We start from the raw sequence: 25,067 nt of genomic DNA on the forward strand, positions 1-25,067 counted from the left end.
GCCGGACAAGGAAAAGGCCGGGGAAACCCACTTCCGAGAGTGATCAACCAATCGTAGATTTCTTGCCATGACGACGACGAAGAACACCGCCACCGCCCTCACCACCACCCCCGCCACCGCCAACCCCGTGCTGCGGGTGCCCCCGGCCTCCCCGGCCGCGGCCGCCGCGTACTTCGCCGCCAGCCTGGCCTTCCACGCGGACGTCTCGGACGTCGCGAGTGCCTTCAAGGCCCACCGCGAGACGGGCGCCGAGCTCGGCTTCCAGCTCGTCGACTCGCGCTCGACCCCGTCCTGGGACCAGGCCCACGTGCCCGGCGCCGTCCACCTGCCCACGGCCCTCATCCCCGAGCAGGCCGAGCGGCTCCTGGACAAGAACGTCCCGGTGGTGACGTACTGCTGGGGCCCCGGCTGCAACGGCGGCACCCGCTCCGCCCTCGCCCTCGCCGAACTCGGCTTCCAGGTCAAGGAGATGCTCGGCGGCATCGAGTACTGGATCCGCGAGGGCTTCGAGGTCGAGACCTGGCAGGGCAACCAGCAGCGCGCCGAGGCCGACCCGCTGACCGCGCCCACCGACTCGGACGACTGCGGCTGCTGACGTGAGCGCCTTACGAGGCCGGCGCGGCCCACGGGGCAAACGCGGACGGGCCGCTCGTCCCCCGGGGGAGACGAGCGGCCCGTCGGTCGTTCGCGCCGGGCGGCACCCGCCGCGCCGTCAGAGTTTCGACAGCTCGTCCACCAGGTCGTCCAGCCCCAGCGAGCCCTGCGACAGCGCCGCCATGTGCCAGGCCTTCAGGTCGAAGGACGCGCCGTGCGCGGCCCGCGCGTTCTCCCGGCCCAGCAGCCAGGCGCGCTCGCCCAGCTTGTAGCCGATCGCCTGCCCCGGCATGGACAGGTAGCGGGTCAGCTCGCTCTCGATGAAGTCCGCCGGCCGGCCGCTGTGCAGGCCGAAGAACTCCTGCGCCAGGTCGACCGTCCAGTTCTCGCCCGGGTGGAACGGCGAGTCGTCCGGGATCCGCAGCCCCACGTGCATGCCGATGTCCACGATGACCCGCGCCGCGCGCATCATCTGGCAGTCCAGGTAACCCAGTCGCTGCTCGGCGTCCTTGAGGTAGCCCAGCTCGTCCATCAGCCGTTCCGCGTACAGGGCCCAGCCCTCGCAGTTGGCGCTGACCCAGCCCACGGTGGCCTGGTAGCGGGAGAGCTGGTCCGCCACGTGCGTCCACTGCGCGAGCTGCAGGTGGTGGCCCGGCACGCCCTCGTGGTACCAGGTGGAGACCAGGTCGTAGACCGGGAAGCGGGTCTGGCCCATCGTGGGCAGCCAGGTGCGGCCCGGGCGGGAGAAGTCCTCCGAGGGGGAGGAGTAGTACGGGGCCGCGGGGCCGCCCGGCGGGGCGATCCGGGACTCCACCTTGCGCACGCGCTCGGCGAGTTCGAAGTGGGTGCCGTCGAGGTTCTCGATGGCCTCGTCCATCAGGCCCTGCAGCCAGGCCTGGACCTCGTCCACGCCCTCGATGTGGGTACCGTGCTCGTCCAGGTGCTTCAGCGCCTCCCAGGGGCCGACGCCCGGGAGGATATTGGCCGCCTCGGCCTTCATCTCGGCGAGCAGCCGGTGGTACTCCGCCCAGCCGTAGGCGTAGGCCTCGTCCAGGTCCAGGTCCGTGCCGTTGAAGTAGCGCGACCAGCGGGCGTAGCGCTCGCGGCCCACCGTGTCCGGCTTGTCCTCGACGGCCGGGGCGTACACCGCGCGCATCCAGTCGCGCAGTTCGACGACGGCGGCGGTGGCGCCGGCGGCGGCCGCGTCCAGCTCGGAGCGCAGGGAGTCGGGACCGGCGGAGACGAACTCCTGGAAGAAGGCACCGCCCTCGCCGCCTTCGCCACCCTCACCGGCCTCACCGGCCCACGCGCCGAGCTGGCCGATCATGGTGGTGGTGGCGCGCGGGCCGCCGTACATGCCGCGCTCCAGGCCGAGCCCCAGGCTCTCGCGGTAGCCGGCGAAGGCGGCCGGGACGGCGCGCAGGCGCTCGGCGATCGCCGCCCAGTCCTCCTCGGTGTCGGAGGGGGTCAGGGTGAAGACCTCGCGGACCTCGTGCGCGGGACCGTGGATGTTGCTGACGGCACTCAGGTGCTCGTCGGCCTCGTGGACCGCGAGCTCGGCGCTGAGGCGCTCGCGCAGCAGGCGGGCGCAGCGTCGCTCGGCGTCGCTCTCGGCACCCGGCAGCGTTTCGGCGGCGTCGAGCCGGGCGAGCGTGTCGCGGGCCAGCCCGGCGACGGCCGCGCGACCCGCCGGCGAGAAGTCCGGAAGCTTGGTCGAGCTCGCGGCGACACCGAGATAGGTGCCCGTGATCGGGTCGAGGGCGATGAGGGCATCGACGTACGCGTCGGCCACCTGGCGGGGCAGTTGAGGTGCGCTGCCGTTCTGGAGGATCTCTGACATGCGGCCATCTTCGTATGTGAGACGGGCTCCCGTCATCACCGATTGCCGCCGGCCCTCCGAGGTGAACCGGATCCGGTCCTTCGGGAGCTGCGGGAGGAGATCGACCGGCCCGGCGCCTGCGGCGGGTCCGCAGGCAGCCGGGCCGGGCGCTCAGGACCGGCGGCGCGCGGCGGCCTGCTGGTCGTACGGGAGCTCGCGGGGGAGCTCGTAGGGCAGGCGCGAGCCGACCGGGGTGGCGTCGAGCCGGGCGGTGATCACCAGGGTGCCCTCCTCGATCTGGTAGTCGAGGGGGAGGCCGAGGCCGCGCATGGCGGCGACCATGCCGGTGTTGGCGGCCTGCGTGACGGCGTACACGCTGTCGCAGCCGGCCTCGACGGCCATCGCGATGAGCCGGCGCAGCAGTTCGGAGCCGATGCCGCGGCGCTGCCAGTCGTCCTCGATGAGCAGGGCGACCTCGGTCTCGTCGCCGTCCCACAGCAGGTGGCCGAGGGCGACGAGCCTCCCGGAGGCCGTGGTGGCGGCGAGGGTGCGGCCGAAGCGGGGGCTCAGCAGATGGCCGAGGTAGCGGTCGGCGTCGGCGACCGGGCCGTGGTAGCGCAGCCCGAGGGTGCGCTCGGAGCAGCGGTCGTGCATGGCGCGGGCCGCCACCTGGTCGGATCCGTCGGCGCGGCGCACGGTGATCTCGTTGCCCTCGGGCAGGGTCAGCACGTCCTGGCTGCGCGGGACGCGGGGGCCGAGCCGGGCGTCGAGCTCGACCAGGGCGCGGGCCCTCGCGAACTCGGTCGGGGTGAAGGGCAGGTAGGGCCGCTCCACGGTGATCGCGCCGCCCGAGGGGTCGCGCAGCCGCATGACGGTGGCCTCCAGGACCCCTTCGACGGGCGCGTCCGCGCCGACGTTGGGGCGGCCGGAGAGGGTGGTCGCGGGGATCGAGTGGATGGTGCAGCGGCCGAGCAGCTGGCGCAGCGCGAGGGGGAGCTCGGCGGCGTCGAGGGCGGTGCGGGTGGCCAGCCCCAGGACGCGGGTCGGGGTGTCGACGAGGTCGTGGGCGTCGGCGCGTTCGATCCAGGTGCTGTGGCCGCCGGCCCCGGAGATGGCGCGGGTGAGCTCGGCGGAGGCCAGCTGCTGCGGGGCGCGCAGCAGGAACTCGTCGACCGTGCCGCCCTCGGGGAGCGGGTGCGTCTGGAGGGTCAGGATGTCGACGCCGCTGCGGGCGAGCGCGGTGCAGACGGCCGCCAGGGAGCCGGGCTCGTCCCGTACGGTCGTGCGCATCCGCCACAGGCTGGTGGTGGCGGTCGCCGACGCGCTCGGGCCGGAGGCCGCGGCCGGGGGCGGCGTCGGATCACCGGGCGCTGTGCTCCGTGGCGGCGGCGCATGGCTGTGCCGGCGCGCCCACCAGGTGTGGAACGCCGCGGTCACCAGGAGTGCGACGGCCGAGGCGACCAGCAGGATCGGGCCCCTCGGACCGTGCGCGACGAGATTGGCGATGGCGTCGGCGACCGCGACGGCGCAGAACAGGGCGGCGAGTTCGACGAGGTCGCGGCGCCAGTGGTGGCGGTGGGGACGCTGGGCGGAGGCGAGGCTACGGTCAGTCATGCACACCACTGTGGCTCAGGGGTGTTGCGTGATCACGAACGATCTGTGACCGACTGGTTAAGTGTCCATCTGGCCGATTTCATCCAGTTTTCCGGGCCATTTCCGGAAACGAGGGCGTCAACCCTCGCGGGAGCCACCGCGGGAGCCGCGGCAGGAGCGACCGCAGGAGCCCGCGTGGGCGCCTGCGGGTCCGGTCCTACTGGCCCACGCGGCCGGGCTGGAGCGTCCTGGTGAACAGGACGCCGCCGCCCTGGCGGCGCAGCCGGACCGTGAGCTCCCCGCTGCCGCCGTCGATGTCGACCTCGCCGTAGTACGGAGGGTTCTCCGACGGCGACATGTTGGCGAAGGGAGCCGACTGGACGTACGCCGTCTCCGGGCCGAAGGTGGCGTCGAGCCGCCCGGCCGGGAAGCCGCCGGCGCCGATCGGGCCGGACACGAACTCCCAGAACGGCGCGAAGTCGTTGAAGGCGGCCCGCTCGGGCGCGTAGTGGTTCGCGGCGGTGTAGTGCACGTCGGCCGTGAGCCAGATGGTGCCGGTGATGCGCTGGTGCTTGATGTGGCGCAGGAGTTCGGCGATCTGGAGCTCGCGGCCCAGCGGAGCGCCCGGGTCGCCCTGTGCGACGGCCTCGAAGTTCGCGGCCCCGTCGGGGACGACGATGCCGAGCGGCATGTCGGCGGCGATGACCTTCCAGGTGGCGCGGGAGCGCGAGAGCTCGCGCTTGATCCAGGCCAGCTGCTCGGGGCCGAGGATGCCGATGGGGTCCTCGGTCTGGGTGCCGGGGGAGTTGGCGTTGCGGTAGGTGCGCATGTCGAGCACGAAGACGTCGAGCAGTGGGCCGTACCGCATCACCCGGTACATCCGGCCCTCGGCGCGGCCGCCGCGCAGGTCGGTGACGGGGAAGTACTCGCCGAAGGCCTGGCGGGCGCGGGCGGCGAGGGTATCGGCCTCCTTGACGGTGTAGCGGGGGTCGTCGATCAGCTGGCCCGGGTACCAGTTGTTGCGCACCTCGTGGTCGTCCCACTGGGCGAGGACGGGGACCTGGGCGTTGAAGGCGGTGAGGTTGCGATCGAGCAGGTTGTAGCGGAAGTTCCCGCGGAACTCGGCGAGCGTCTCGGCGACCTTCGCCTTCTCCTCGGTGGTCACGTTGCGCCAGAGGCTGCCGTCGCGCAGGGGCACGGACTCCTTGATCGGCCCGTCGGCGTAGATCGTGTCCCCGCTGAAGAGGAAGAAGTCGGGGTTGCGCAGCCGCATCTCGTCGAAGACGCGGTAGCCGCCGAGGTCGGGGTTGATGCCCCAGCCCTGGCCCGCCAGGTCACCGGACCAGAGGAAGCGCACGTCGTGGCGGCGGGAGACGGGCGTGGTGCGGAAGGTGCCGTGGACCGGCTCGGCGGTGCGGCGGGGGTCGTCGGGGTCCGCCAGGACGACGCGGTAGTGGATCTGCTGCCCGGGCGGGAGGTCGCGCAGGACGGTGGTCCCGGTGAAGTCGCTCGACGGGCCGAGCAGCGGGCCGCGGTGGCGGCGTACGGCGTAGCGGAACGCCTCGCTCGGGGAGGTCTCGACGTACATCCGCGCGAGGCGGTCGGAACGGGTCCAGACGGTGGCCGAGTGGGCGGTGATCTCGCCGGACTGGACGCCCCAGAGCGCCTTCGGCCGGCCGGAGCGGGCGAAGGCGGGGGCGGCGAGTGCCGGAGCGGCGAACAGCGCGGAGGACAGGGCGAGGGAACCCCCGATGAGGGTCCGTCGGGTGTGCGGCATCGATGCCATCGGTGCGTCTCCAGGGGCCGGCGAGGACGGGTCGGACCAGCGTGCCGCCGCACCCCGGCCCGGCCGCGTCGCCCACGCGAACCTGGGATGAACAGCCGTCAGCCGCTCATCCGTTCAGTCGCCCGGTACTTCGTACGGCATGTCGTGAGGCGCTGTGGACAGCCCCTCGGACTCCCGCTCGGACGGCCGTCGGGGCGGTCGCTCAGGCAGTTGCTCGGGCAGCCGCTCAGGCGGCCCCTCAGGCCGTCACGAGGCTCGCGCGGCGGGCCGTGTCCAGGATCACCCGGGAGACGAGCGCCGGATCGTCGTTCATCGGGACGTGGCCGCAGCCCGGGAGCCGGACGAGCCGGGCGTCGGGGACGGTGTGCTTGGCGCGCACTCCCTGGCGGCGCAGCAGCAGCCGGTCGCGCGTCCCCCAGGCGATGGTGACCGGCAGGCCGGGCACGTCCTCGGTGAACCGTACGGAACCGCCGGCGGCCAGCGTCTCCTCGAAGCCGGTGGCATCGCGCAGGGCGAGCGTCTCGGCGACCACGGCCTCGGGGGAACGGCGGGCCGGGCGGGCGTAGATGGTGCCGGTGAGCGCGGCGCGGCCGGCGGCGTTGCGCGAGAGCCGTCGCACCGCGGGGAGGGGCAGGGCCTTGGCGCCGGCCCGCATCGCGAGGAGGGCGGCGAAGGCGTAGCGGCGCTCGCCCTCCGTCCAGAACCCGGCGGGGGACAGGGCGGTGACCGATCGGACGAGCTTGTTCCGGCCCATTTCGAGGGCGAGCAGCCCGCCGAGCGAGTTGCCCGCGACGTGCGGGCGCTCGACGCCGAGGGCCGCGCAGAGCGCCCCGAGCGCCGGGGCCACGGTCCCCAGGGTGTACGGAACCCCCGGCGGCAGCGGCTCCGAGGCGCCGAAGCCCGGCAGATCGACGGCGATCACCTCGTGCTCGGCGGCCAGGATGTCGGTCACCGGCTGCCAGGCCTGGAGGTGGTGGCCGATGCCGTGCAGCAGGAGAAGCGGTTCGCCGGAGCCCTTGCGCTCGTAGGCGACGGTGGCGGTGCGGGGGCCGAGCGGCGAATCGAACGTGAAGGAGACCGTGGCGGTCATCTGCTGCTCCTCGTCGGTGGGACGCGTGCGAGACAGGCTGTCAGTAAGGCCTACCGCCATGATTACCGTCCGGTAGCCCTTGACTACAAGCCTTCGGGGCACACGAGAACATCCCGTGAACGGCTTGATACGTATGCCCGATCTGCCCGGCAAAGGGATGAGCATTGGTCTTGACCAAGGGGGTGCACCGTCCTATCGTCGCAGGGATAGTGCAGGAACCTTTAATAAACAAAGGCGCGGAACTGCCGCTGGAACACACGGCGGGTGCAGCGACGGCAGGAGGAGTCAGGGTGGGGACCACGCAGCTCGAAACGGCGCCGGAGCCGAAGTACTGGCACCTCAAGACCGTCCTCAGCGAGGCGCTCGACCAGGACTTCGCCGTCGGTGAGGTGCTGCCCAACGAGCGTGAACTCGCCGCCCGTTTCGGCGTCGCCCGCGCGACCCTGCGTCAGGCGCTGGAGCAGCTGGAACTCGAAGGCCGGCTGCAGCGTCGCCGCGGCGTCGGCACCACCGTCGCCCCGCCGCGCCTGGGCGTCGCCGTCGGCACCGCGCAGCACAGCTGGCCCGGCGACGGCGCCGACGGCTGGGAGCCGGTGGACGCGGCCGAGAGCCTGCCGCCCGCCGCGGTGCTCAAGCTCCTCGGCACCGGTGGGGACTTCGCCGCCGACCAGCCGGTGCACACGGTGCGCCGCACCCGGGTCACGCAGGGCCAGGCCGTCGCCGCCGAGCTGCTCTACGTTCCGGCCGCCTCGGTGCCCGGACTCCCCGCGATCGAGGCCCCGTCCGGACCGGCCCGTGCCCGCGCCGTCCTGCGCGAGCTGCAGCGGCTGGTCCTCGACGGCCAGGACCGCTCGGTGGAACTCGGCTCCGCGCGCGCCGACGACGCCAAGGAACTGGACCGCCTGCCCGGCGCCCCGGTCCTCCTCGTCACCACCCGCTACTTCACCGCCGCGGGCACGGCCGCCGTCTCGGTGGCCACCTACCGCGCCGACACCTGCCGCCTCACCTTCGGCGACTCGGGCAACGTCGAGATCACCCACGAACCCCGCGTCGCCTCCTGACCCCGCCCCGCGGGCCGGGACCGGGCCGTCGCCGGCCCGGCCGGCCTCGGAGGGACCGCGGGTCAGCGGTCAGCGGCGGGCCGTGACCGTCTTCTCCACGGCGAAGAGCTCCTCCTCGACGTGGTCCAGCGCGAGGCGCAGGGCGCCCGTCGCCACCGCGGCCTCGCCGAGCAGGGACTGCGCCACCCTCGGCGGGCGCAGGCAGTAACGCTCCAGCTCCCGGCGCAGGGGCTCCAGGACTCCGTCGAGGCCGGCCGCCCAGCCGCCGACGACGACCAGCTCCGGATCCATCGCCAGGACCAGCGCCGCCACGTCGTGGACCAGCCGCTGCAGGAACCGCTCCACGGCGGCCACCGCGCGCTCGTCGCCCCGCCTGGCCATCGCGAAGACCTCGGCGACGGCAGGCTCGTCCAGCGGGTGCAGCGGCTCGCCCGTGGTCGACAGCAGCCGCTCGGGCGTGGCCTCGCGGCCCAGCAGGTGCAGGGCGCCGATCTCGCCGGCCGCGCCGCCGAAGCCCCGGTGCAGCCGCCCGCCGATCAGCGAGCCCGCGCCGGGACTGAGCCCGGCCATCACGAACACCATGTCGCCGGTGTCCCGCGCGGCGCCCTTCCAGTGCTCGGCGACCGCCGCCGCGTTGGCGTCGTTCTCCACCTGCACGGGGCAGCGGAACGAGCGGCGCAGCCGCTCCCCGAGCGGCAGCCCGGTCCAGCCGGGCAGCGCCGTGCCGAGGCGGACGGTGCCGTCCGCCTCCACGATCCCGGGGCTGCCGACCCCGACCGCCCGCAGGGAGTCCCGCGGGACTCCGGCGCGGCGCAGCAGATCGGCGACGGCCGCCCGCACCCGCTCGAGCCGTTCGTCCGCGGACGCGTCCTCCGCGACCTCCTTGGTGCCGGCCCCGATGACGCGGCCGTCCAGTCCGGACAGCAGCACCGCGATCCGGTGCGAACCGATCTCGATGCCCAGCAGGTGCCCCGCCTCGGCCCTGAAGCGGAACCGCCTGGCCGGCCGTCCCTGGCGTCGCGCGCCTTCCTCCGCATCGGCCTCGACGACGAGCCCGGTCCCGATCAGTCCCTCGACGACACCTTCGACGGTCGGCCGGGAAAGCCCGGTCAGCCGTGTGAGGTCGGTGAGGGTCGGCGATCCGGCCGCGCGCAGCGCGCGCAGCACGACGGCGGAATTGATCCGCCGGAGCAGAGAAGGGTCCCCGCCGGTCAGCTGCCCCAACGTGTGTCCTCCCAGCCGGCGAGCCTGTCAGCCGGATCGTACTGCGCTCCCGGTGCGGCGGCGAGAAGCGGCCCCCCATCGGCCGGAATCAGCTTTTCCTCAGGCCGGCGAGACGAACCCCGACTCGTACGCCATGATCACGGCCTGGGTGCGGTCCCGCGCCCCCAGTTTCGCCAGGATCGCGCTGACGTGGGACTTGACCGTCTCCGTGCCGATGATCAGGTCGGCCGCGATCTCCACATTGGTGAGCCCCCGCGCCATGAGCCGCAGGACCGCCTCCTCCCGCTCGGTCAGCGCGGCCCGCTCCAGCACCGCCCGGGCCTTCCGGTTCCCGTACTCCGCGGCCAGGGCCCGCACCGCGGCCGGGAAGAGCAGCGTCTCGCCCTCCGCCACCAGCCGCACCGCGTGCACGATCTCCGAAGGCCGGGCCCGCTTCAGCAGGAACCCGTCGGCTCCGGCCCGCAGCGCCTCGTAGACGTACTCGTCGTTCTCGAAGGTGGTGACCACGAGGATCTTCGGCGGGGAGTCCACCGTCCGCAGGACCGCACGGGTCGCCTCGATCCCGTCGAGCAGCGGCATCCGCACGTCCATCGCCACCACGTCCGGCCTGAGCTGCCGGACCAGCGGGACCACGGAGGCCCCGTCCGCGGCCTCACCCACCACTTCGATGTCGGGCTGGGAGTCCAGGACGGCACGCAGACCCGCGCGCACCAGGGGTTCGTCATCGACGAGCAGTACGGTAACCGGCATCCGGTCAGCGTATTCGCTCCAGCGGAAGCCGGGCGCGTACCCTCCAACTGCCCTCGTACGGACCGGTCTCGGCCTCCCCGCCGAGCAGCGCGGCCCGCTCCCGCATCCCGCGCAGCCCGCTCCCGCTGCCCTGCGTCAGGGCCGGCCCCGCCGGCAGCGGGTTCGACACCTCCAGGTCCAGCCGGCCCCCGGCCATCTCGATCCTCACCCGGACGGGCACCGGACCGCAGTGCCGCAGCACGTTCGTGAGCGCCTCCTGAAGGATCCGGTACCCCTCCCGGGTGACCGGTCCCGGCAACTTGTCGAGTGGGCCGGTCAGTTGCGCGTCCACCGCCGCGCCGGAGGCCCGGGCCGACTCCAGCAGCCGGTCCGCCTCCACCAGCGTCGGCCGCTGCGACGGCGGCTGCCCCGACTCCCGCAGGACTCCCAGCACCCGTTCCAGATCCTCCAGCGCGGCCCGGCCCGTCTCCTCGATCGCGCACAGTGCCCGGTCCGTGAACTCCGGGTCGCCGGCCGCCCGGGCGGCCCCCGCCTGCACCACTGCCACCGTCAGTGCGTGCCCGATGGAGTCGTGCAGTTCGCGGGCGATCCGGTTCCGCTCCAGAAGCTGTTCGGTCCGGGCCTCCAGCGCGGTGAGCCGCTCGGCCGCCGAAGGCCCCAGCAGCCGCTGGGCGATCGTGGTGATCAGCTCCCCGAGCAGGACCACTATGGCGACGAGCAGGATCAGCGGCACCGGCACCAGCAGCGCGGCGGCCCACCGAGGGGGCACGAAGGGAAGCATGAGGTCCCCGCCCAGCGGATGCCCGATCGCGATCGAGACCAGCTCGACCGTCATGGCCGGAAGCCACACGGTCGGGATCCAGGCGCCTCCCGCGAGGACGAGCCGCACCTCCAGCCAGAGCAGGGTCCGCCACCGGTCGTTCCACCGCTTGGAGGGGACCGCGCTGATGGTGCTCTCCGAGCGGTCCCAGTCGTGCGGGGTGAGCAGAAACCGGGCCTGCAGCCCCTCGACCAGCCGCACCCAGGGGACCAGACCGAGCGGAACCGCGATGAGCAGCGGCACCCACGGCGCCTCCGGCCCTATGAACATCCACAGGGCCACCAGCAGGATGGGCACGCAGAGGTGCAACCAGCGCGAGTAGGTCACCGGTTGGAGCGGGGCACGGAGCAGTCGGTACATACATGCATCGTGACAGTCGGCAGCCGGCGTCCGTCTCCCCCACGTGGGGGAGACGGCACCCTCGCATGGGGGAGGAAGGCGGGTGGGGCCGGCGGCGAATCTTGAGCCATGAACAGCATCGAGATCCGAGAACTCACCAAGGCATACGGCACCCACCGTGCGGTGGACGGCCTCACCTTCGATGTCCTGCCCGGACGGGTCACCGGTTTCCTCGGCCCCAACGGCGCCGGCAAGTCCACCACGCTGCGCCTGCTGCTGGGCCTGGACCGGGCCACGTCCGGCACGGCCACCATCGGCGGGCAGCGGTTCACCGACTTCCCCGACCCGCTCCACCGGGTCGGCGCGCTGCTGGACGCACAGGCGGCCCACGGCGGGCGCACCGCCCGGGACCACCTGCGTTTCCTCGCGGCGGCCGACAGGATCCCGATGCGCAGGGTGGACGAGGTCCTGGAGCAGGCCGGGATAGCCTCCGTGGCCGGACGGAGGGTCAAGTCCTTCTCGCTCGGCATGCGCCAGCGCCTGGGCATAGCCGCGGCGCTGCTGGGCGACCCAGGGGTGCTGCTGCTGGACGAGCCGACCAACGGCCTCGACCCCGAGGGCATCATCTGGATCCGCGAGCTGATGCGCGGTCTCGCCGCCGAGGGACGCACCGTCCTCGTCTCCAGCCATCTGATGTCGGAGACCTCGGCGCTCGCCGACCACCTGGTCGTGCTCGGCAACGGCAGGCTGCTGGCCGACACCTCGATGGAGGAGTTCATCGACGCCCGCAGCACCCCGAGGGTGCGCCTGCGCACCTCCGACCCGGTGCGGCTGCGGGCCGCGCTGGCCCGGGACGGCTTCGAGCTGGTGACCGCGGAGGACGGGCGATGGACCGTCGAGGGCATACAGGCCGATCAGGTCGGCAGCCTGGCCGCCCGGGAAGGCGTGCCCGTGCTGGAACTCGCCGACGACAGGGCCTCGCTGGAGCAGGCCTACCTGGACCTCACCGCCGATCACGCCCAGTTCACCGCAAGCCGCTGATCTTCCCCTCTACTTCTCCACTCAGGAGGTTCGCCATGAGCGCCGCTCTGCCCACCCTGCCCGTCCTGCACTCGGAATGGATCAAGCTGCGGTCCCTCCGCGGCACCATAGGCTCCTACCTCGCCATCTTCGTCGCCACCGCCGGGATCCAGGCGCTCACCGCCGCAGCGATAGGCCAGTCCGAAGAGGGCAGCATGGGTGACGACAGGCTGCTCGCGGCGTACTACGGGCTCAACTTCGGGCAGATAGCGGCGATGGCCTTCGGAGCGAACGCGCTGTCCGCCGAGTTCCACAACGGAGCCCTGCGCACCTCGCTGGCCGCGGTGCCGAACCGCACCCGCTTCTACCTGTCGAAGATGGCCATGGTGGGGGCACTCGCATGCGCGATGGGGCAGATCACCGCCCTCGTCACCTTCGTGGCCGGCCAGGCGTTCATGGGGCCGTACGCGATGGAGCTGGGTGACCCGGACACCCTCCGGTCCGTGTTCGGCTGCGGGATGTACCTGATGCTCATGGCGCTGTTCGCGGCGGGACTGACGGCCGTCCTGCGGAGCGCGGCGGCCGTGCTGAGCCTCCTCATACCCTTCGTGCTGCTGGTGTCCTTCGTCATCGGAGCGAGTGCCGAGGGCGCGGCCCAGCTCCTGCCGGACCGGGCCGGGCAGATGATGATGCGGATGGAGGCCGGTGACCTCGTCGGACCCTGGTCGGGACTCGGCGTGATGGCGCTGTGGGCGGCCGCAGCGGTCATCGGCGGGTGGGTCTCGGTGCGGCGCCGGGACGCGTGACGCCGGGCCAGTTGTCAGTGGTGGTCGGGATACTGACGGTATGACCACGGCAGAGCATCTCGACATGATCGACCGGCTCCGGGTGCGGGAGTTCCCCACCGAGCCGGTCTGGTCCGGCGGGCAGAGCAGCGGCCCGGGTTACCACCTCGTCCCGGTCGGCCGGACCGCGGACCTCTGGGAGGACGGCGGTGCGGGCCGGACCGAGGCGGCCGACCAGATCAACGCCGAGTACGGGGCGCTCACCCAGTCGCTCTCCGACCGGTGGGGAGACCCGCAGGTCTTCAGCCTCCGGTCGCTGCTGGAGCGGGGGCTCGACGGGGAGGAGATACCGGAGCCGTGGGACGAGCTGAGCAACAGCACCGACCACGTGCACCTGTGGCGGGCCGGGGAGCAATGGCTGGTGGCCTACGTGGCTCAAGGGGCCGAGGGGTACCCCTACCTGCTGATGGCAGGGGTCACCGTGATCGACCCGCCCTAGCCTTGCGGCAGCTCGGGAGTCTCGGCGGCGGCGCGGAGGCGGGCGTACTCCTGGGCCATGGACTCGGCGGTCCAGTGGGCGTTGAGGCCGCTCGGGTTGGGGAGGGCCCAGATGCGGGTGGAGCCGATGGTCCGCTCCTGGGGGCCGATCTGCGCCTTCCGCTCGCCGAAGGCGGTGCGGTAGGCCGTCACTCCGACCACCGCCAGCCACTGGGGGCGCAGGAGTTCCACCTTGGCCGTCAGGATGCGGCCGCCCTCGCGGAACTCCTCGGCGCTCAGTTCGTCCGCGCGGGCGGTGGCCCGGGCCACGACGTTGGTGATGCCGAGGCGGTAGGTGAGGAGTTCCTCCTGCTCCGCCGGCGCCAGTCGGCGGGGGGTGAAGCCCGAGAGGTGCAGGACGGGCCAGAAGCGGTTGCCGGGGCGGGCGAAGTGGTGGCCCGTCGCGGCGGAGAGGAGGCCGGGGTTGATCCCGCAGAACAACACACGCAGACCGCCCGCGACCACGTCCGGGAGGACGCGGTCACGGGCGGCGGCCAGCTCTTCGGGGGTCAGAGGATCGACCCCGGCGCGTACCCGGCGGCCTCCGGGTGCTGCTTGGCGATCGCCTCGATCCGGGAGACCACGGTCGCGACCTGGTCGCCCGCGGCGCCCGTGAAGGACAGCTTGTCGGCCATGAGGGCGTCGAGCTGGGCCCTGTCCAGCGGCATCCGCTCGTCGGCGGCCAGCTTGTCCAGCAGCTCGTTGCGCTCGGCGCCCTGCTCGCGCATGGCGAGCGCGGAGGCCACCGCGTGCTCCTTGATGACCTCGTGGGCGGCCTCGCGGCCGACCCCGGCCCGCACCGCGCCCATCAGGACCTTGGTGGTCGCGAGGAAGGGCAGGTAGCGGTCCAGTTCGCGGGCGACGACGGCCGGGAAGGCGCCGAACTCGTCGAGGACCGTCAGGAAGGTCTCCAGCAGGCCGTCGAAGGCGAAGAACGCGTCCGGCAGGGCCACCCGGCGGACCACGGAGCAGGAGACGTCGCCCTCGTTCCACTGGTCGCCGGCCAGCTCGCCGGTCATCGAGGCGTAGCCGCGCAGGATGACCATCAGGCCGTTCACGCGCTCGCAGGAGCGGGTGTTCATCTTGTGCGGCATCGCGGAGGAGCCGACCTGGCCGGGCTTGAAGCCCTCGGTGACCAGCTCGTGGCCGGCCATCAGGCGGATCGTCTTGGCGATCGACGAGGGGGCGGCGGCCAGCTGCACGAGCGCGGTGACCACGTCGTAGTCGAGCGAGCGCGGGTAGACCTGGCCGACCGAGGTGAAGGCCTGGGCGAAGCCGAGGTGGGCGGCGATCCGCTGCTCCAGGTCGGCGAGCTTGGCGGCGTCGCCGCCGAGCAGGTCCAGCATGTCCTGGGCGGTGCCCACCGGGCCCTTGATCCCGCGCAGCGGGTAGCGGCCGAGGAGGTTCTCCAGGCGGTCGTAGGCGACGAGCAGCTCGTCGGCCGCGGTGGCGAAGCGCTTGCCCAGGGTGGTGGCCTGCGCGGCCACGTTGTGGGAGCGGCCGGCCATGACCAGCTCGGCGTGCTCGCCGGCCAGCTTGCCGAGACGGGCGAGGACCGCCACCGTGCGGTCGCGGGCCAGCTCCAGCGAGAGCCGGATCTGCAGCTGCTCGACGTTCTCGGTGAGGTCGCGCGAGGTCATGCCCTTGTGGACGTGCTCGTGACCGGCGAGGGCGTTGAACTCCTCGATGCGGGCCTTCACGTCGTGCCGGGTGACCTTCTCGCGCTCGGCGATGGAGGCGAGGTCGACGGTCTCCAGGACGCGCTCGTAGTCGGCGAGGGCCGCGTCCGGGACCTCGATACCGAGGTCCTTCTGGGCGCGCAGCACGGCGAGCCACAGCCGCCGCTCCAGCGTCACCTTGTACTCGGGGGACCACAGGACGGCGAGCTCCGCGGAGGCGTAGCGGCCGGCCAGGACATTGGGGATGCGGGGCTTGGCAGTCACGTGGAGGGATTCTACTTGGGCTGCCGCTGTGCGTTTACGCAGGTAGGGCCCCCGCTCGCGATTGTGGCTTGCTACGAGCGCGGTGCGTCCCCGTACGGCAGCAGCTCCGGGCGCTTGGCCGGGCGGCCGTCACCGGAGGAGCGGCCCGTCAGACGGCGGCCGATCCAGGGGATCAGGTGCTGCCGGGCGAAGCTCACGTCCTGGGCCCGGCGCACCGTCCAGCCGGGGGGTGCGGCGGCGGGCAGTTCCGTGCGCCAGTCCTCCTCGGCGGGCAGGCCCAGGGTCTGCCAGACGGCCTCGGCCACCCGGCGGTGCCCCTCCGCCGTCAGGTGCAGCCGGTCCACGTCCCACATCCGCTGATCGCCGAGCACGGAAGCCCCGTACAGGTCGACCACCAGGGCGCCGTGCCGGGCGGCGAGCTCCTCGATGATGAGGAAGAGCTCCTCCATGCGGGGCCGGAAGCGTTCCATCACCGGACCGTTGCGCCCCGGGGAGCGCATGAGGACGAGCCGCTTGCAGGACGGAGCGAGGGTTTCCACCGCCGCCTCCAGGTGGCCGCGGACCCGGCCCATGTCCACCTTGGGGCGCAAGGCGTCGTTCAGCCCGCCCACCAGGGCCACCACGTCGGCGCCCATCGCGGCGGCCACCGGGGCCTGGTCCTCGGCGATCTGCCCGATCAGCTTGCCGCGGACCGCGAGGTTGGCGTAGCGGAAGCCCGGCTCGCGGGCGGCGAGGCGGGCGGCCAGCAGATCGGCCCATCCCCGGTAGGAGCCGTCCGGGAGCAGGTCCGACATGCCCTCGGTGAAGGAGTCGCCGATCGCGACGAAACTGGTGTAAGAGGCATTCATCTCCATGGCGGAGTGATGTTACCGCGCGGTACCCCGGCCCCGCAGGGCCGGGGACCACACTCCCTCACGGATCAGGCGGACGCGGGCCTGCCGAACAGCTCCCGCAACACGTCCTCCATCGTCACCAGGCCCGTCATGGCACCCTCCGCCCCGAGCACCGCCGCCAGGTGCGTACGGCTGCGCCGCATCGCGGTCAGCACGTCGTCCAGCGGGGTCTCCGCCCGCACCTGGGCGATCGGCCGCAGCTCCGACACCGGGAACGGCTCGTTCCGCGCGTCCCCGTCCGCGTCCAGCGCGTCCTTCACGTGCAGGTAGCCGAGGATCCCGTCCTGCTCGTCGATCACCGGGAACCGGGAGTACCGGGACTCGGCCGACAGCCGCTCCAGGCCGGCGGGAGTGATGCCCACGCGGGCCGAGACCACCCGGTCCGCCGGCAGCACCACATCGGTCACCGGCCGTCGGCCCAGCTCCAGGGCGTCGTGCAGGCGCTCGCTCGCCCGGTCGTCGAGCAGACCCGCGGCACTGGAGTCCTTGACCATCCGCGCCAGCTCGTCGTCCGAGAAGGTCGCCGCGATCTCGTCCTTCACCTCCACCCGCAGCAGTCGCAGCAGGACGTTGGCGAAGGCGTTGATCGAGAAGATCACCGGCCGCAGCGCCCGGGTGAGGGTCACCAGCGGCGGCCCCAGCAGCAGCGCGGTGCGCACCGGCTCGGACAGCGCCACGTTCTTCGGCACCATCTCGCCGAAGAGCATGTGCAGGTACGTCGCCAGCGACAGCGCCACCACGAAGGAGATCGCGTGCGTCAGCCCGTCGGGTACCCCGACGAGGTCGAACAGCGGGGTCAGCAGGTGCGCGATGGCCGGCTCGGCCACCACGCCCAGCACCAGGGTGCACAGCGTGATGCCCAGCTGCGCCGCCGCCATCAGCGCCGACAGGTGCTCCAGGCCCCACAGGACGGCGCGGCCGCGCCGGTCGCCCTGTTCGGCGTACGGCTCGATCTGGCTGCGCCGGACCGAGATCAGCGCGAACTCCGCACCGACGAAGAAGGCGTTCACGACCAGGGTCGCCAGGCCGATCAGCAGCTGGATGACGGTCATCGGGCCTCCTCCGTTCCCCCGGCGCGCTCGGCCGGGGCGTGCAGCAGCACCCGCGCCGCCCGGCGTCCGCCCGCGTCCACCACGTCCAGGTGCCAGCCGTCCAGTTCCAGCTGGTCGCCGACGGCCGGGATCCGGCCCAGCTCGGTCGCTATCAGGCCGGCCAGGGTCTCGTACGGACCGTCCGGCACCCGCAGGCCGATCCGCCGGAGCTGGTCGGTGCGCGCGGCGCCGTCGGCGGAGTAGAGGAGGCGCCCGGAGTCGTCCGTACCGGCCGGGGCCAGGTCCGGGGTCTCATGCGGGTCGTGCTCGTCGCGGACCTCGCCGACGACCTCCTCGACGATGTCCTCCAGCGTGGCCACACCGGCCGTGCCGCCGTACTCGTCGATGACCACGGCCATCGTCTGCTTGCCGGACAGCCGGTCCAGCAGCCGGTCCACGGTCAGCGACTCCGGTACGAGCAGGGGCTCGCGCAGCAGCTGCGACACGGGACGGCGGCGCCGCTCCTCGGCCGGCAGCGCCAGCACGTCCTTGATGTGGACGGTGCCGACGACGGTGTCCAGGCTTCCCCGGTACACGGGGAAGCGGGACAGGCCGGTGGCGAGCGTCGCGTTCGCCACGTCCTCGGCGGTGGCCTGCACGTCGAGGGCGGTGACCTGGACGCGCGGGGTCATCACGTTCTCCGCGGTCAGGTCGGCCAGGTTCAGGGTCCGCACGAACAGCTCGGCGGTGTCCTTCTCCAGGGCGCCCTGCTTCGCGGAGTGCCGCGCCAGGGCGACCAGCTCCTGCGGAGTGCGCGCGGAGGCCAGCTCCTCGGCCGGCTCCATGCCCAAACGGCGCACCATGTGGTTCGCGGTGGTGTTGAGGTGGCTGATCAGAGGCCGGAAGGCGCGGCTGAAGACGCGCTGCGCGGTCGCCACGCGCTTGGCGATGGCCAGCGGTGAAGAGATCGCCCAGTTCTTGGGCACCAGCTCGCCGACGACCATCAGCACCACGGTCGACAGGACGGTGCCGAGGATCAGGGCGGTGGAGGAGGCGGCGCCGGCCGACAGGCCCATCGCCTCGAACGGGCCCTTGAGCAGGGTGGAGATCGACGGCTTGGAGATCATGCCGATGACCAGGCCGGTCACCGTGATGCCGAGCTGGGCGCCGGAGAGCTGGAACGTCAGGGTGCGGACGGCGGCCAGGGCGCTGTCGGCCCCGCGCTCACCGCGCTCGACGGCCCGCTCGAGCTCGCTCCGTTCCACGGTCGTCAGCGAGAACTCGGCCGCGACGAAGACTCCGCAGGCGACGCAGAGCAGCAGTGCCACGACGAGCAGGAGCACCTCGGTCATCGGTCGATCACCTCCGTCCCATGATCGGCCAGGAGGAGGGGGACCGCGCGGTGTCGCGGACGCTTGTGTCGGGGACTGGGAGGCTCGCCCATGGGCGGACGCTCACACCTTTCACTCGAGAGGGTCTGTGCACACATGGTAAAGGACGGGCAAAGAGAACGGATCATTCATTTGGCGGAGCACGGCCGGATGATGGGATCCGGACATGAGCGATCTTCAGATCGGACCCGCCTCGGCCGCCGATCTCGGCGCCGTACTGGACTTCTGGAAGGCCGCCGCCGAGGGAACGAGTATCAGCGACGACCTCGCCGGGGTCGAGCGCCTCCACGACCGCGATCCGCGGTCGCTGCTGCTCGCGCGGCGCGACGGAGAGCTCGTCGGCACGGTGATCGCGGGGTTCGACGGCTGGCGCTGCCACCTGTACCGGCTCGCGGTGCACCCCGCCCACCGTCGCCAGGGGATCGGGACCGCGCTGCTGGCCGCCGCCGAGGAGCGCTTCGAGGCGCTCGGCGGGCGGCGGGCGGACGCGATGGTGCTCGTCCGCAACGAGCGGGCCCACCTGGCCTGGGAGGCCGCGGGCTACGGGCCCCAGGACCAGTGGAAGCGCTGGGTCAAGCCGCTCGGCGGGCCGAACCGATGACGCAGTAGGAGGTCGGCAGGGCCGGACCGCGCTCGGGCAGCCGCACGCGGCGGTGCGAGACGATCCGGAAACCGGCGGCCTCGATGGCGGCGAGCGGGTCGCGCGCGGTGTGGCAGCCGCCGAAGAGACGGGGCCAGACGGTCCGGTCCAGAGTGCGCTGGACGGCCGCCATGGCGGGGCCGGGCGCGCGGCCGTGCTCGAAGAAGCGCAGCTCGGCGTCGGGGCGCAGGACGCGGTGCAGTTCGGCGAGGGAGCGGGGCAGGTCCCGTACGGTGCACAGCACCAGCGAGGCGACGGCGGCGTCGAAGGCCTCGCTCTTGACCGGGAGGGCCTCGGCGGCGCCGGGTACGACGTCCACGGGGACCTCGCAGCGGAGCGCGGCGGAGGACGCGAGGCGGCGGAGGGTGCGCTCCGGTTCGACGGCGACGACCTCGGAGACGGCGCGGGGGTAGTGCGGGAAGTTCAGGCCGTTGCCGGCGCCGATCTCGATGACGCGGCCGGAGACGCCGTGCAGCAGCTCGCGGCGGAGGGGGGCGATGCCGGCGCGGGTCTCGGCGGCCGTGCTGGCGCGGGCGTAGAAGCGGGCGAAGACCGGATGGTGGACGGGGTCGTGGGGCGGGGTGGTGTGGGTGGGGCGGTTGTTGCGGTTGGTGCGGGGGCGCGGCATGACGGACCTCCCGGGGGCGGATGTGCGGGTACCTTCAGCGTGCCCGGTCGGCGGGGCCTCATCCCTTGCGGTCCGACTGCCGGGCCCCGCCCCCGGCCCCGGCGGAGGTTACTGATCGGGGCTCCGCCCCGGACCCCGCGCTTCAAACGCCGGCGGGGCTGAAAGAACGGGGCTCCGCCCCCGGCCCCGCGCCTCAAACGCCGGCGGGGCTGGAGTTGGCCGGCGGGGCTGGATTGGGCGGCAGGCTGGATCCGTAGGGCGGGGGGGACCAGGTGGTGAGGAAGGATTGGGCCGACCAGGTGCCCGAGAGGGGTGGGGCCAGCCAGGTGGGGGCCGACGCGCGGAACTCGTCGGGGGAGAGGGCGCCCGAACCCTCCGGGATCGCGCCCAGGAGGGGCAGGGCCGAGGTCGTCGGGAAGTCCGCCAGGTTGCAGCGGGCCGCCAGGTCCGGGTTCCGCGGCCAGCTGCCGACGACCACGCCCAGTGGGGTCAGGTCGCGGGCCCGCAGGGCTTCCGCCGTGAGGACGGTGGAGTTGAGGGTTCCGAGGCCGGCCTGGGCGACGATCAGGGTCGGCGCGCCGAGCAGCCGGGCCGCGTCGGCCAGGGTGTTGCCCTCGTCGTCGAAGTGGACCAACAGCCCGCCCGCACCCTCCACCAGGACCAGGTCGTGCGCCTCGGACAACTGCCGCGCCGCCTCCGCGATCTCGGCCGGGGAGAGCGTCGGCAGCCCCGCGCGGCGGGCCGCCGTGTTCGGGGCCAAGGGCTCCGGGTAGCGGGCCAGTTCCACCGCGGTGACCGCGGAGCCGCCCAGGCGGACCACCTCCGCGGCGTCCCCGGGCTCCTGCGGACCGACACCCGTCTGCGCGGGCTTGAGCACCGCGACCGTGCGGCCGGCCGCGAGCGCGGCGGCCGCGAGCGCCGAGGTGACCACCGTCTTGCCGATCTCGGTGCCCGTCCCGGACACCATCACTACGGACATCTCAGCCTTCCTGCGCCGCCGCGCACACCGCGCGGCAGATACGGGTCACGTCCGCCTCGCCGGTGACGAACGGCGGCATCACATAGATCAGGTCCCGGAACGGGCGCAGCCACACGCCCTCGCGCACCGCCGCCCGGGTCGCGGCCGCCACGTCGACCTCGTGGTCCAGCTGCACCACACCGATGGCGCCCAGGACGCGCACGTCCCGTACGCCGGGGATCCCGGCCGCGGCCGCCAGGCCTTCGCGCAGCCCCGCCTCGATCCGCTTGACGTCGGTCGCCCAGTCCTGCCCGAGGAGGAGTTCGATCGACGCGAGGGCCACCGCCGAGGCGAGCGGGTTGCCCATGAAGGTCGGCCCGTGCGCGAGGACGGGCACCTCGCCCTGGGAGATCCCGTCGGCGACCCGTTCCGTGCACAGGGTCGCCGCGAGGGTGAGGTAGCCGCCGGTCAGCGACTTGCCCAGGCACATCACGTCCGGGGTGATCCCGGCGTGATCGGCGGCGAAGAGCGCGCCGGTCCGGCCGAAGCCCGTCGCGATCTCGTCCAGGATGAGGAGGACGCCGTACTCGTCGCACAGTTCCCGCAGCACCCGCAGGTGGCCCGGGTGGTGGAAGCGCATGCCGCCCGCGCCCTGCACGACCGGCTCCACGATGACGGCGGCCAGTTCGTCGGCGTGCGCGGCGATCAGGGACCGCAGGTGGTCGGCGTACGCCGGGTCCACGGGCGTGTCGAAACCGCCGGGCGGCGCGTCCGCGAAGACCTGTCGCGGCAGGTGACCCTGCCACAGCTCGTGCATGCCGCCCTCGGGGTCGCAGACGGCCATCGGCTGCCAGGTGTCCCCGTGGTACCCGCCGCGCCAGGTCAGCAGCCGGGTCTTGCCCGTCCGGCCCACCGAACGCCAGTACTGCAGGCACATCTTGACCGCGACCTCGACGGACACCGAGCCCGAGTCGCAGAGGAAGACGTGCTCCAGTCCCGGCGGGGTGATCTCGACGAGCTTCGTGGCGAGCCGGACGGCGGGCTCATGGGTGAGCCCGCCGAACATCACGTGCGACATGCGGCCCAGCTGCGCGGTCACGGCCTCGTTGAGCACCGGGTGGTTGTAGCCGTGGATGGCCGACCACCAGGAGGACATGCCGTCGACCAGCTCCTCGTGGCCCTCCCCCTGGGAGGGCTCGGCGAGGCGCAGCCGCACCCCCGAGGCGGAGGCGATGACCAGCGGCTCCTGCCGGCCGGGCATTGGACCGTACGGGTGCCAGACGTGCTGCCGGTCCAGCGCGAGCAGTTCCGCGCCGGACGACGGGGCGTCGAGCGGGCTGAGCCGGTCAGGCATTGGGAGCGATGTCCGTCCCCGCGCCGCGACGGCGTACGGCCACCAGCTCCGGCCGGACCTCGCCGGCCTCGGCCTGGGCCGGTACGGGCCTGGCCTCCGCGGGGCCGTGCCCGGCGCAGCCGCCGCACGCCGAGCCGCAGCCCGCCGCCGGGGCGTCGTCGGCCGGGGCCGCGCCCGAACCGCAGACCGAGGCGCCGCCGTTCGAGCCGCAGCCCCCGCCGGCGGCCACGGCCGAAGCGTCGGAGCGGTGCGCGGGAAGGGTCGACGTACCGGCGCCCTCCACCTCGAAACCGGCGTCCGCGATCATGTCGAGGTCGGCCTGACCGGCCTGGCCCTCACTGGTCAGGTAGTCGCCGAGGAAGATCGAGTTGACCACGTGCAGGGCCAGCGGCTGCAGCGAGCGCAGGTGCACCTCGCGCCCGCCGGCGAGGCGGACCTCGACGTCGGGGCAGACGAACCGCGCCATCGCCAGGATCCGCAGGCAACGCTGCGGGGTGAGGTTCCACTCCTTGGCCAGCGGGGTGCCCTCGAAGGGGATCAGGAAGTTGACCGGGACCGAGTCCGCGTCCAGCTCGCGCAGGGAGAAGACGACGTCGACGAGGTCCTCGTCGGTCTCGCCCATGCCCGCGATCAGACCGGAGCACGCGGACAGGCCGGCGGCGTGCGCCTTCTGCACCGTGTCGACCCGGTCCGCGTAGGTGTGGGTCTTGGTGATCGCCCCGTACGTCGCCTCGGACGTGTTGAGGTTGTGGTTGTAGGCGTCCGCGCCCGCGTCGCGCAGTCGCTCCGCCTGGCCGTCGGAGAGCAGGCCGAGGCACGCGCAGACCTCGACGCCCTCGTTCTGCTCCTTGATGGCCTCGATGGTCTTGCCGACCCGGTCCACGTCCCGGTCCGTCGGCCCGCGGCCGCTCGCGACCAGACAGACCCGCTTCGCGCCGCCCGCGACACCGGCGGCGGCGGCCTGGGAGGCCTCTTCCGGCTTCAGCCACGTGTACTTGAGGATCTCGGCCTTCGACCCCAGGCGCTGGGAGCAGTAGGAGCAGTCCTCCGGGCACAGGCCCGACTTCAGGTTGACCAGGTAGTTCAGCTTGACCCGACGCCCGAACCACTGGCGGCGCACCTTGCCGGCCGCGGCCACCACGTCGAGCAGTTCGTCGTCAGAAGTCGCCAGTACGGCGAGTGCTTCTTCACGGGTCGGCAGCTCGCGCCGCAGCCCCTTGTCCACCAGGGTGTTCAGCAGGTCCATGCACCCGATCCTGGACCACACCCCCGCTCCTGGCCAAGGAGAGATCGGACAACATGGCCGGATGGGTGTGTGTGTATCACCACACCTGACGCAGCAGTCGCGGGAGCTAGGGTCGGGCAGGTCTGTGGACTGCCGACAAAACACGAGGACATGCCGATGCCCCAGCACACCCCCGACCCCGAGGATGTCTTCGCCTGGATCGACTCCGCGGAGCGCGCGCGGGAGGAGGCCGGACTGGTCCGCACCCTGCGGCCCAGGCCGTCGGTGTCACCGCTCCTGGACCTCGCGAGCAACGACTACCTCGGGCTGTCCCGGCACCCCGAGACGATCCGCGGGGCACGGGAGGCGGCGGAGCGCTGGGGCGCCGGAGCCACCGGATCCCGTCTGGTGACGGGGACGACCGAGCTGCACGCGGAGCTGGAGCGGGAGCTCGCCGACTTCTGCGGTTTCGAGGCCGCGCTGGTCCTCTCCTCCGGGTACGCGGCCAACCTGGCCGCCGTCACCGCGCTCGGCGACCGGGGAACGCTGGTCGTCTCCGACGCCGGGAACCACGCCTCGATCGTCGACGGCTGCCGGCTCTCGCGCGCCGAGACCGCCGTGATCCCGCACTCCGACCCGGACGCCGCGCGCAAGACGCTCGCCACCCACGACGGCCGGGCGCTGCTGGTCAGCGACTCGGTGTTCTCCGTGGACGGGGACGCCGCCCCGCTCGCCGGGTACGCCGCGGCCTGTCGCGACGAGGGCGCGGCCCTGATCGTGGACGACGCCCACGGACTGGGCGTGCTCGGCGAGGGCGGCCGGGGCGCGCTGCACGCCGCCGGGCTCGCGGGCGCGCCCTACGTGGTCGCGACGCTGACCCTCTCGAAGTCCCTGGGGAGCCAGGGCGGAGCCGTACTCGGTCCGGCCAAGGTGATCAGGCACCTGGTCAACACGGCGCGCACCTTCATCTTCGACACCGGGCTGGCCCCGGCCGCCGCGGGCGCGGCCCTGGCGAGCCTGCGCCTGCTCCGGCGGGAACCGGAGCGGGCGGGCCGCGCCCGCGAGGTGGCCGACCGGCTGTACGGGCGGCTCACCGCGTCCGGCCTGACCGCGGCCCGGCCGGACGCGGCCGTGGTGTCGGTACGGGCCCCGTCGGCGTCGGCGGCACTGCGCTGGGCCGCCGACTGCCGCGAGGCAGGTCTGTCCGTGGGGTGCTTCCGCCCGCCGTCGGTGCCGGACGGCATCTCCCGGCTGCGGCTGACCGCCCGGGCCGATCTCACGGGGGAGGAGATCAACCGGGCGGTCGGGACGATCCTTCGGACCGCGCCCGCCGGAGCCACGGACCGCTAGGCGGAGCTACGCGCGCGCGTCCGCCCGTACGGAGGCGAGGAAGCCGTCCCAGGCCGGCCCGGTGAAGAGCACGGCCGGGCCGTCCGCCCGCTTGGAGTCGCGAACGGCCAGCAAATCACCGCCGAGGGCGGCCGCTTCCACGCAGTTGTTCATTCCGGTGCTGCGGCTGCTCCGCCGCCACCGCGCGCTGATCAGAAGTCCGCCGCTGGATAAGGGGGTTGCGGACACGGGGGTGC

General features: G+C 73.1%; 24 protein-coding genes. 7 read left to right on the plus strand and 17 right to left on the minus strand.

Annotated features, from left to right (window positions below; genetic code table 11):
• The first annotated feature begins 67 nt into the window (after positions 1 to 67).
• Entirely contained in the window at positions 68 to 595 is a 528-nt protein-coding gene (locus tag ACFYZ4_RS37460; RefSeq protein WP_351301527.1) for a rhodanese-like domain-containing protein, read from the plus strand.
• 117 nt (positions 596 to 712) lie between these two features.
• Here ACFYZ4_RS37460 and ACFYZ4_RS37465 read toward each other — a convergent pair whose 3' ends face one another.
• The 4 genes from ACFYZ4_RS37465 to ACFYZ4_RS37480 all read right to left on the minus strand — a co-directional run bounded on the left by ACFYZ4_RS37465 (position 713) and on the right by ACFYZ4_RS37480 (position 6,882).
• Positions 713 to 2,434 carry a DUF885 domain-containing protein gene (locus ACFYZ4_RS37465; protein ID WP_351303309.1) on the minus strand — a complete coding sequence of 574 codons (1,722 nt, stop codon included), beginning with the start codon at positions 2,432 to 2,434 and terminating at the stop codon, positions 713 to 715.
• A 150-nt stretch (positions 2,435 to 2,584) separates the two neighbouring features.
• The gene (locus ACFYZ4_RS37470) at positions 2,585 to 4,027 is read right to left on the minus strand and encodes a GNAT family N-acetyltransferase (protein WP_351303312.1); all 1,443 of its coding nucleotides are present in this window, start codon (positions 4,025 to 4,027) and stop codon (positions 2,585 to 2,587) included.
• Positions 4,028 to 4,223: 196 nt separating this feature from the next.
• Entirely contained in the window at positions 4,224 to 5,783 is a 1,560-nt protein-coding gene (locus ACFYZ4_RS37475) for an alkaline phosphatase D family protein (RefSeq protein ID WP_390786128.1), read from the minus strand.
• A 247-nt stretch (positions 5,784 to 6,030) separates the two neighbouring features.
• Positions 6,031 to 6,882: an alpha/beta fold hydrolase gene (locus ACFYZ4_RS37480; protein ID WP_351303315.1), complete on the minus strand. Its 852-nt coding sequence runs from the start codon at positions 6,880 to 6,882 to the stop codon at positions 6,031 to 6,033.
• Between the two features lie 290 nt (positions 6,883 to 7,172).
• Here ACFYZ4_RS37480 and ACFYZ4_RS37485 point away from each other — a divergent pair, with 290 nt between their 5' ends.
• Positions 7,173 to 7,943: a GntR family transcriptional regulator gene (locus ACFYZ4_RS37485; RefSeq protein WP_351303318.1), complete on the plus strand. Its 771-nt coding sequence runs from the start codon at positions 7,173 to 7,175 to the stop codon at positions 7,941 to 7,943.
• A 69-nt stretch (positions 7,944 to 8,012) separates the two neighbouring features.
• Here ACFYZ4_RS37485 and ACFYZ4_RS37490 read toward each other — a convergent pair whose 3' ends face one another.
• The 3 genes from ACFYZ4_RS37490 to ACFYZ4_RS37500 all read right to left on the minus strand — a co-directional run bounded on the left by ACFYZ4_RS37490 (position 8,013) and on the right by ACFYZ4_RS37500 (position 11,097).
• Positions 8,013 to 9,167 (minus strand): ROK family transcriptional regulator, encoded by a 1,155-nt coding sequence (locus ACFYZ4_RS37490; RefSeq protein ID WP_351303321.1) that lies wholly within the window; start codon positions 9,165 to 9,167, stop codon positions 8,013 to 8,015.
• 99 nt (positions 9,168 to 9,266) lie between these two features.
• Entirely contained in the window at positions 9,267 to 9,917 is a 651-nt protein-coding gene (locus tag ACFYZ4_RS37495) for a response regulator transcription factor (protein ID WP_351303324.1), read from the minus strand.
• A gap of 4 nt (positions 9,918 to 9,921) precedes the next feature.
• On the minus strand, positions 9,922 to 11,097 hold the full coding sequence (locus tag ACFYZ4_RS37500; protein WP_351303327.1) for a histidine kinase: 1,176 nt from the start codon (positions 11,095 to 11,097) through the stop codon (positions 9,922 to 9,924).
• A gap of 108 nt (positions 11,098 to 11,205) precedes the next feature.
• On the opposite strand from ACFYZ4_RS37500, the gene ACFYZ4_RS37505 reads away from it, so the two are divergent.
• The 3 genes from ACFYZ4_RS37505 to ACFYZ4_RS37515 are packed head-to-tail and all read left to right on the plus strand — an operon-like array spanning position 11,206 to position 13,380.
• A complete protein-coding gene (locus tag ACFYZ4_RS37505; RefSeq protein WP_351294011.1) occupies positions 11,206 to 12,117 on the plus strand; it encodes an ABC transporter ATP-binding protein in 912 nt (303 codons plus the stop codon).
• Positions 12,118 to 12,152: 35 nt separating this feature from the next.
• The gene (locus ACFYZ4_RS37510; protein ID WP_390786102.1) at positions 12,153 to 12,902 is read left to right on the plus strand and encodes an ABC transporter permease subunit; all 750 of its coding nucleotides are present in this window, start codon (positions 12,153 to 12,155) and stop codon (positions 12,900 to 12,902) included.
• A 40-nt stretch (positions 12,903 to 12,942) separates the two neighbouring features.
• Positions 12,943 to 13,380: a hypothetical protein gene (locus tag ACFYZ4_RS37515; protein ID WP_390786103.1), complete on the plus strand. Its 438-nt coding sequence runs from the start codon at positions 12,943 to 12,945 to the stop codon at positions 13,378 to 13,380.
• Here ACFYZ4_RS37515 and mug read toward each other — a convergent pair.
• The 5 genes from mug to ACFYZ4_RS37540 all read right to left on the minus strand — a co-directional run bounded on the left by mug (position 13,377) and on the right by ACFYZ4_RS37540 (position 18,637).
• Positions 13,377 to 13,931 (minus strand): G/U mismatch-specific DNA glycosylase, encoded by a 555-nt coding sequence (gene mug, locus ACFYZ4_RS37520; RefSeq protein WP_390786129.1) that lies wholly within the window; start codon positions 13,929 to 13,931, stop codon positions 13,377 to 13,379. The two genes, ACFYZ4_RS37515 and mug, sit on opposite strands and share 4 nt — an antisense overlap.
• Positions 13,928 to 15,361, minus strand: coding sequence for an adenylosuccinate lyase (gene purB, locus ACFYZ4_RS37525; protein WP_351294002.1), 1,434 nt, complete (start codon positions 15,359 to 15,361; stop codon positions 13,928 to 13,930). Before purB ends, mug begins: the two co-directional genes overlap by 4 nt.
• Before the next feature lie 71 nt (positions 15,362 to 15,432).
• Positions 15,433 to 16,215 (minus strand): SGNH/GDSL hydrolase family protein, encoded by a 783-nt coding sequence (locus tag ACFYZ4_RS37530; protein ID WP_390786104.1) that lies wholly within the window; start codon positions 16,213 to 16,215, stop codon positions 15,433 to 15,435.
• A 65-nt stretch (positions 16,216 to 16,280) separates the two neighbouring features.
• Positions 16,281 to 17,306: a hemolysin family protein gene (locus ACFYZ4_RS37535; protein ID WP_351293932.1), complete on the minus strand. Its 1,026-nt coding sequence runs from the start codon at positions 17,304 to 17,306 to the stop codon at positions 16,281 to 16,283.
• On the minus strand, positions 17,303 to 18,637 hold the full coding sequence (locus ACFYZ4_RS37540) for a hemolysin family protein (protein WP_351293929.1): 1,335 nt from the start codon (positions 18,635 to 18,637) through the stop codon (positions 17,303 to 17,305). Before ACFYZ4_RS37540 ends, ACFYZ4_RS37535 begins: the two co-directional genes overlap by 4 nt.
• A 205-nt stretch (positions 18,638 to 18,842) precedes the next feature.
• Between ACFYZ4_RS37540 and ACFYZ4_RS37545 the strand changes: the two genes are divergently transcribed.
• Positions 18,843 to 19,277 carry a GNAT family N-acetyltransferase gene (locus tag ACFYZ4_RS37545; RefSeq protein ID WP_390786105.1) on the plus strand — a complete coding sequence of 145 codons (435 nt, stop codon included), beginning with the start codon at positions 18,843 to 18,845 and terminating at the stop codon, positions 19,275 to 19,277.
• On the opposite strand, the gene ACFYZ4_RS37550 is transcribed toward ACFYZ4_RS37545, so the two are convergent.
• The 4 genes from ACFYZ4_RS37550 to bioB form a co-directional block, all read right to left on the minus strand.
• Complete coding sequence (locus ACFYZ4_RS37550) at positions 19,249 to 19,944, minus strand: class I SAM-dependent methyltransferase (protein ID WP_351293923.1); 696 nt, start codon at positions 19,942 to 19,944, stop codon at positions 19,249 to 19,251. The two genes, ACFYZ4_RS37545 and ACFYZ4_RS37550, sit on opposite strands and share 29 nt — an antisense overlap.
• Before the next feature lie 193 nt (positions 19,945 to 20,137).
• Positions 20,138 to 20,923 carry a dethiobiotin synthase gene (gene bioD / locus ACFYZ4_RS37555; RefSeq protein ID WP_390786106.1) on the minus strand — a complete coding sequence of 262 codons (786 nt, stop codon included), beginning with the start codon at positions 20,921 to 20,923 and terminating at the stop codon, positions 20,138 to 20,140.
• A gap of 1 nt (position 20,924) precedes the next feature.
• Complete coding sequence (locus ACFYZ4_RS37560; protein ID WP_384351176.1) at positions 20,925 to 22,256, minus strand: adenosylmethionine--8-amino-7-oxononanoate transaminase; 1,332 nt, start codon at positions 22,254 to 22,256, stop codon at positions 20,925 to 20,927.
• Positions 22,249 to 23,502 (minus strand): biotin synthase BioB, encoded by a 1,254-nt coding sequence (bioB, locus tag ACFYZ4_RS37565; RefSeq protein WP_351293915.1) that lies wholly within the window; start codon positions 23,500 to 23,502, stop codon positions 22,249 to 22,251. Before bioB ends, ACFYZ4_RS37560 begins: the two co-directional genes overlap by 8 nt.
• Before the next feature lie 156 nt (positions 23,503 to 23,658).
• Here bioB and ACFYZ4_RS37570 point away from each other — a divergent pair, with 156 nt between their 5' ends.
• Positions 23,659 to 24,831 (plus strand): 8-amino-7-oxononanoate synthase, encoded by a 1,173-nt coding sequence (locus ACFYZ4_RS37570; RefSeq protein WP_390786107.1) that lies wholly within the window; start codon positions 23,659 to 23,661, stop codon positions 24,829 to 24,831.
• Positions 24,832 to 24,837: 6 nt separating this feature from the next.
• Here the strand turns inward: ACFYZ4_RS37570 and ACFYZ4_RS37575 are convergent, their stop codons facing one another.
• Positions 24,838 to 25,059 (minus strand): DUF397 domain-containing protein, encoded by a 222-nt coding sequence (locus ACFYZ4_RS37575; RefSeq protein WP_384351170.1) that lies wholly within the window; start codon positions 25,057 to 25,059, stop codon positions 24,838 to 24,840.
• Positions 25,060 to 25,067 lie beyond the last annotated feature (8 nt).

The sequence above is a fragment of the Streptomyces sp. NPDC001513 genome, from assembly GCF_042894695.1.
Taxonomy (GTDB): domain Bacteria; phylum Actinomycetota; class Actinomycetes; order Streptomycetales; family Streptomycetaceae; genus Streptomyces.

Bases quoted from the DNA above. Each gene is read 5' to 3' on its own strand.
- ACFYZ4_RS37460 (WP_351301527.1), top strand. From the start codon at position 68: ATGACGACGACGAAGAACACCGCCACCGCCCTCACCACCACCCCCGCC.
- ACFYZ4_RS37465 (WP_351303309.1), bottom strand. From the start codon at position 2,434: ATGTCAGAGATCCTCCAGAACGGCAGCGCACCTCAACTGCCCCGCCAG.
- ACFYZ4_RS37470 (WP_351303312.1), bottom strand. From the start codon at position 4,027: ATGACTGACCGTAGCCTCGCCTCCGCCCAGCGTCCCCACCGCCACCAC.
- ACFYZ4_RS37475 (WP_390786128.1), bottom strand. From the start codon at position 5,783: ATGCCGCACACCCGACGGACCCTCATCGGGGGTTCCCTCGCCCTGTCC.
- ACFYZ4_RS37480 (WP_351303315.1), bottom strand. From the start codon at position 6,882: ATGACCGCCACGGTCTCCTTCACGTTCGATTCGCCGCTCGGCCCCCGC.
- ACFYZ4_RS37495 (WP_351303324.1), bottom strand. From the start codon at position 9,917: ATGCCGGTTACCGTACTGCTCGTCGATGACGAACCCCTGGTGCGCGCG.
- ACFYZ4_RS37500 (WP_351303327.1), bottom strand. From the start codon at position 11,097: ATGTACCGACTGCTCCGTGCCCCGCTCCAACCGGTGACCTACTCGCGC.
- ACFYZ4_RS37505 (WP_351294011.1), top strand. From the start codon at position 11,206: ATGAACAGCATCGAGATCCGAGAACTCACCAAGGCATACGGCACCCAC.
- ACFYZ4_RS37510 (WP_390786102.1), top strand. From the start codon at position 12,153: ATGAGCGCCGCTCTGCCCACCCTGCCCGTCCTGCACTCGGAATGGATC.
- ACFYZ4_RS37515 (WP_390786103.1), top strand. From the start codon at position 12,943: ATGACCACGGCAGAGCATCTCGACATGATCGACCGGCTCCGGGTGCGG.
- ACFYZ4_RS37530 (WP_390786104.1), bottom strand. From the start codon at position 16,215: ATGGAGATGAATGCCTCTTACACCAGTTTCGTCGCGATCGGCGACTCC.
- ACFYZ4_RS37535 (WP_351293932.1), bottom strand. From the start codon at position 17,306: ATGACCGTCATCCAGCTGCTGATCGGCCTGGCGACCCTGGTCGTGAAC.
- ACFYZ4_RS37540 (WP_351293929.1), bottom strand. From the start codon at position 18,637: ATGACCGAGGTGCTCCTGCTCGTCGTGGCACTGCTGCTCTGCGTCGCC.
- ACFYZ4_RS37545 (WP_390786105.1), top strand. From the start codon at position 18,843: ATGAGCGATCTTCAGATCGGACCCGCCTCGGCCGCCGATCTCGGCGCC.
- ACFYZ4_RS37550 (WP_351293923.1), bottom strand. From the start codon at position 19,944: ATGCCGCGCCCCCGCACCAACCGCAACAACCGCCCCACCCACACCACC.
- bioD (WP_390786106.1), bottom strand. From the start codon at position 20,923: ATGTCCGTAGTGATGGTGTCCGGGACGGGCACCGAGATCGGCAAGACG.
- ACFYZ4_RS37560 (WP_384351176.1), bottom strand. From the start codon at position 22,256: ATGCCTGACCGGCTCAGCCCGCTCGACGCCCCGTCGTCCGGCGCGGAA.
- bioB (WP_351293915.1), bottom strand. From the start codon at position 23,502: ATGGACCTGCTGAACACCCTGGTGGACAAGGGGCTGCGGCGCGAGCTG.
- ACFYZ4_RS37570 (WP_390786107.1), top strand. From the start codon at position 23,659: ATGCCCCAGCACACCCCCGACCCCGAGGATGTCTTCGCCTGGATCGAC.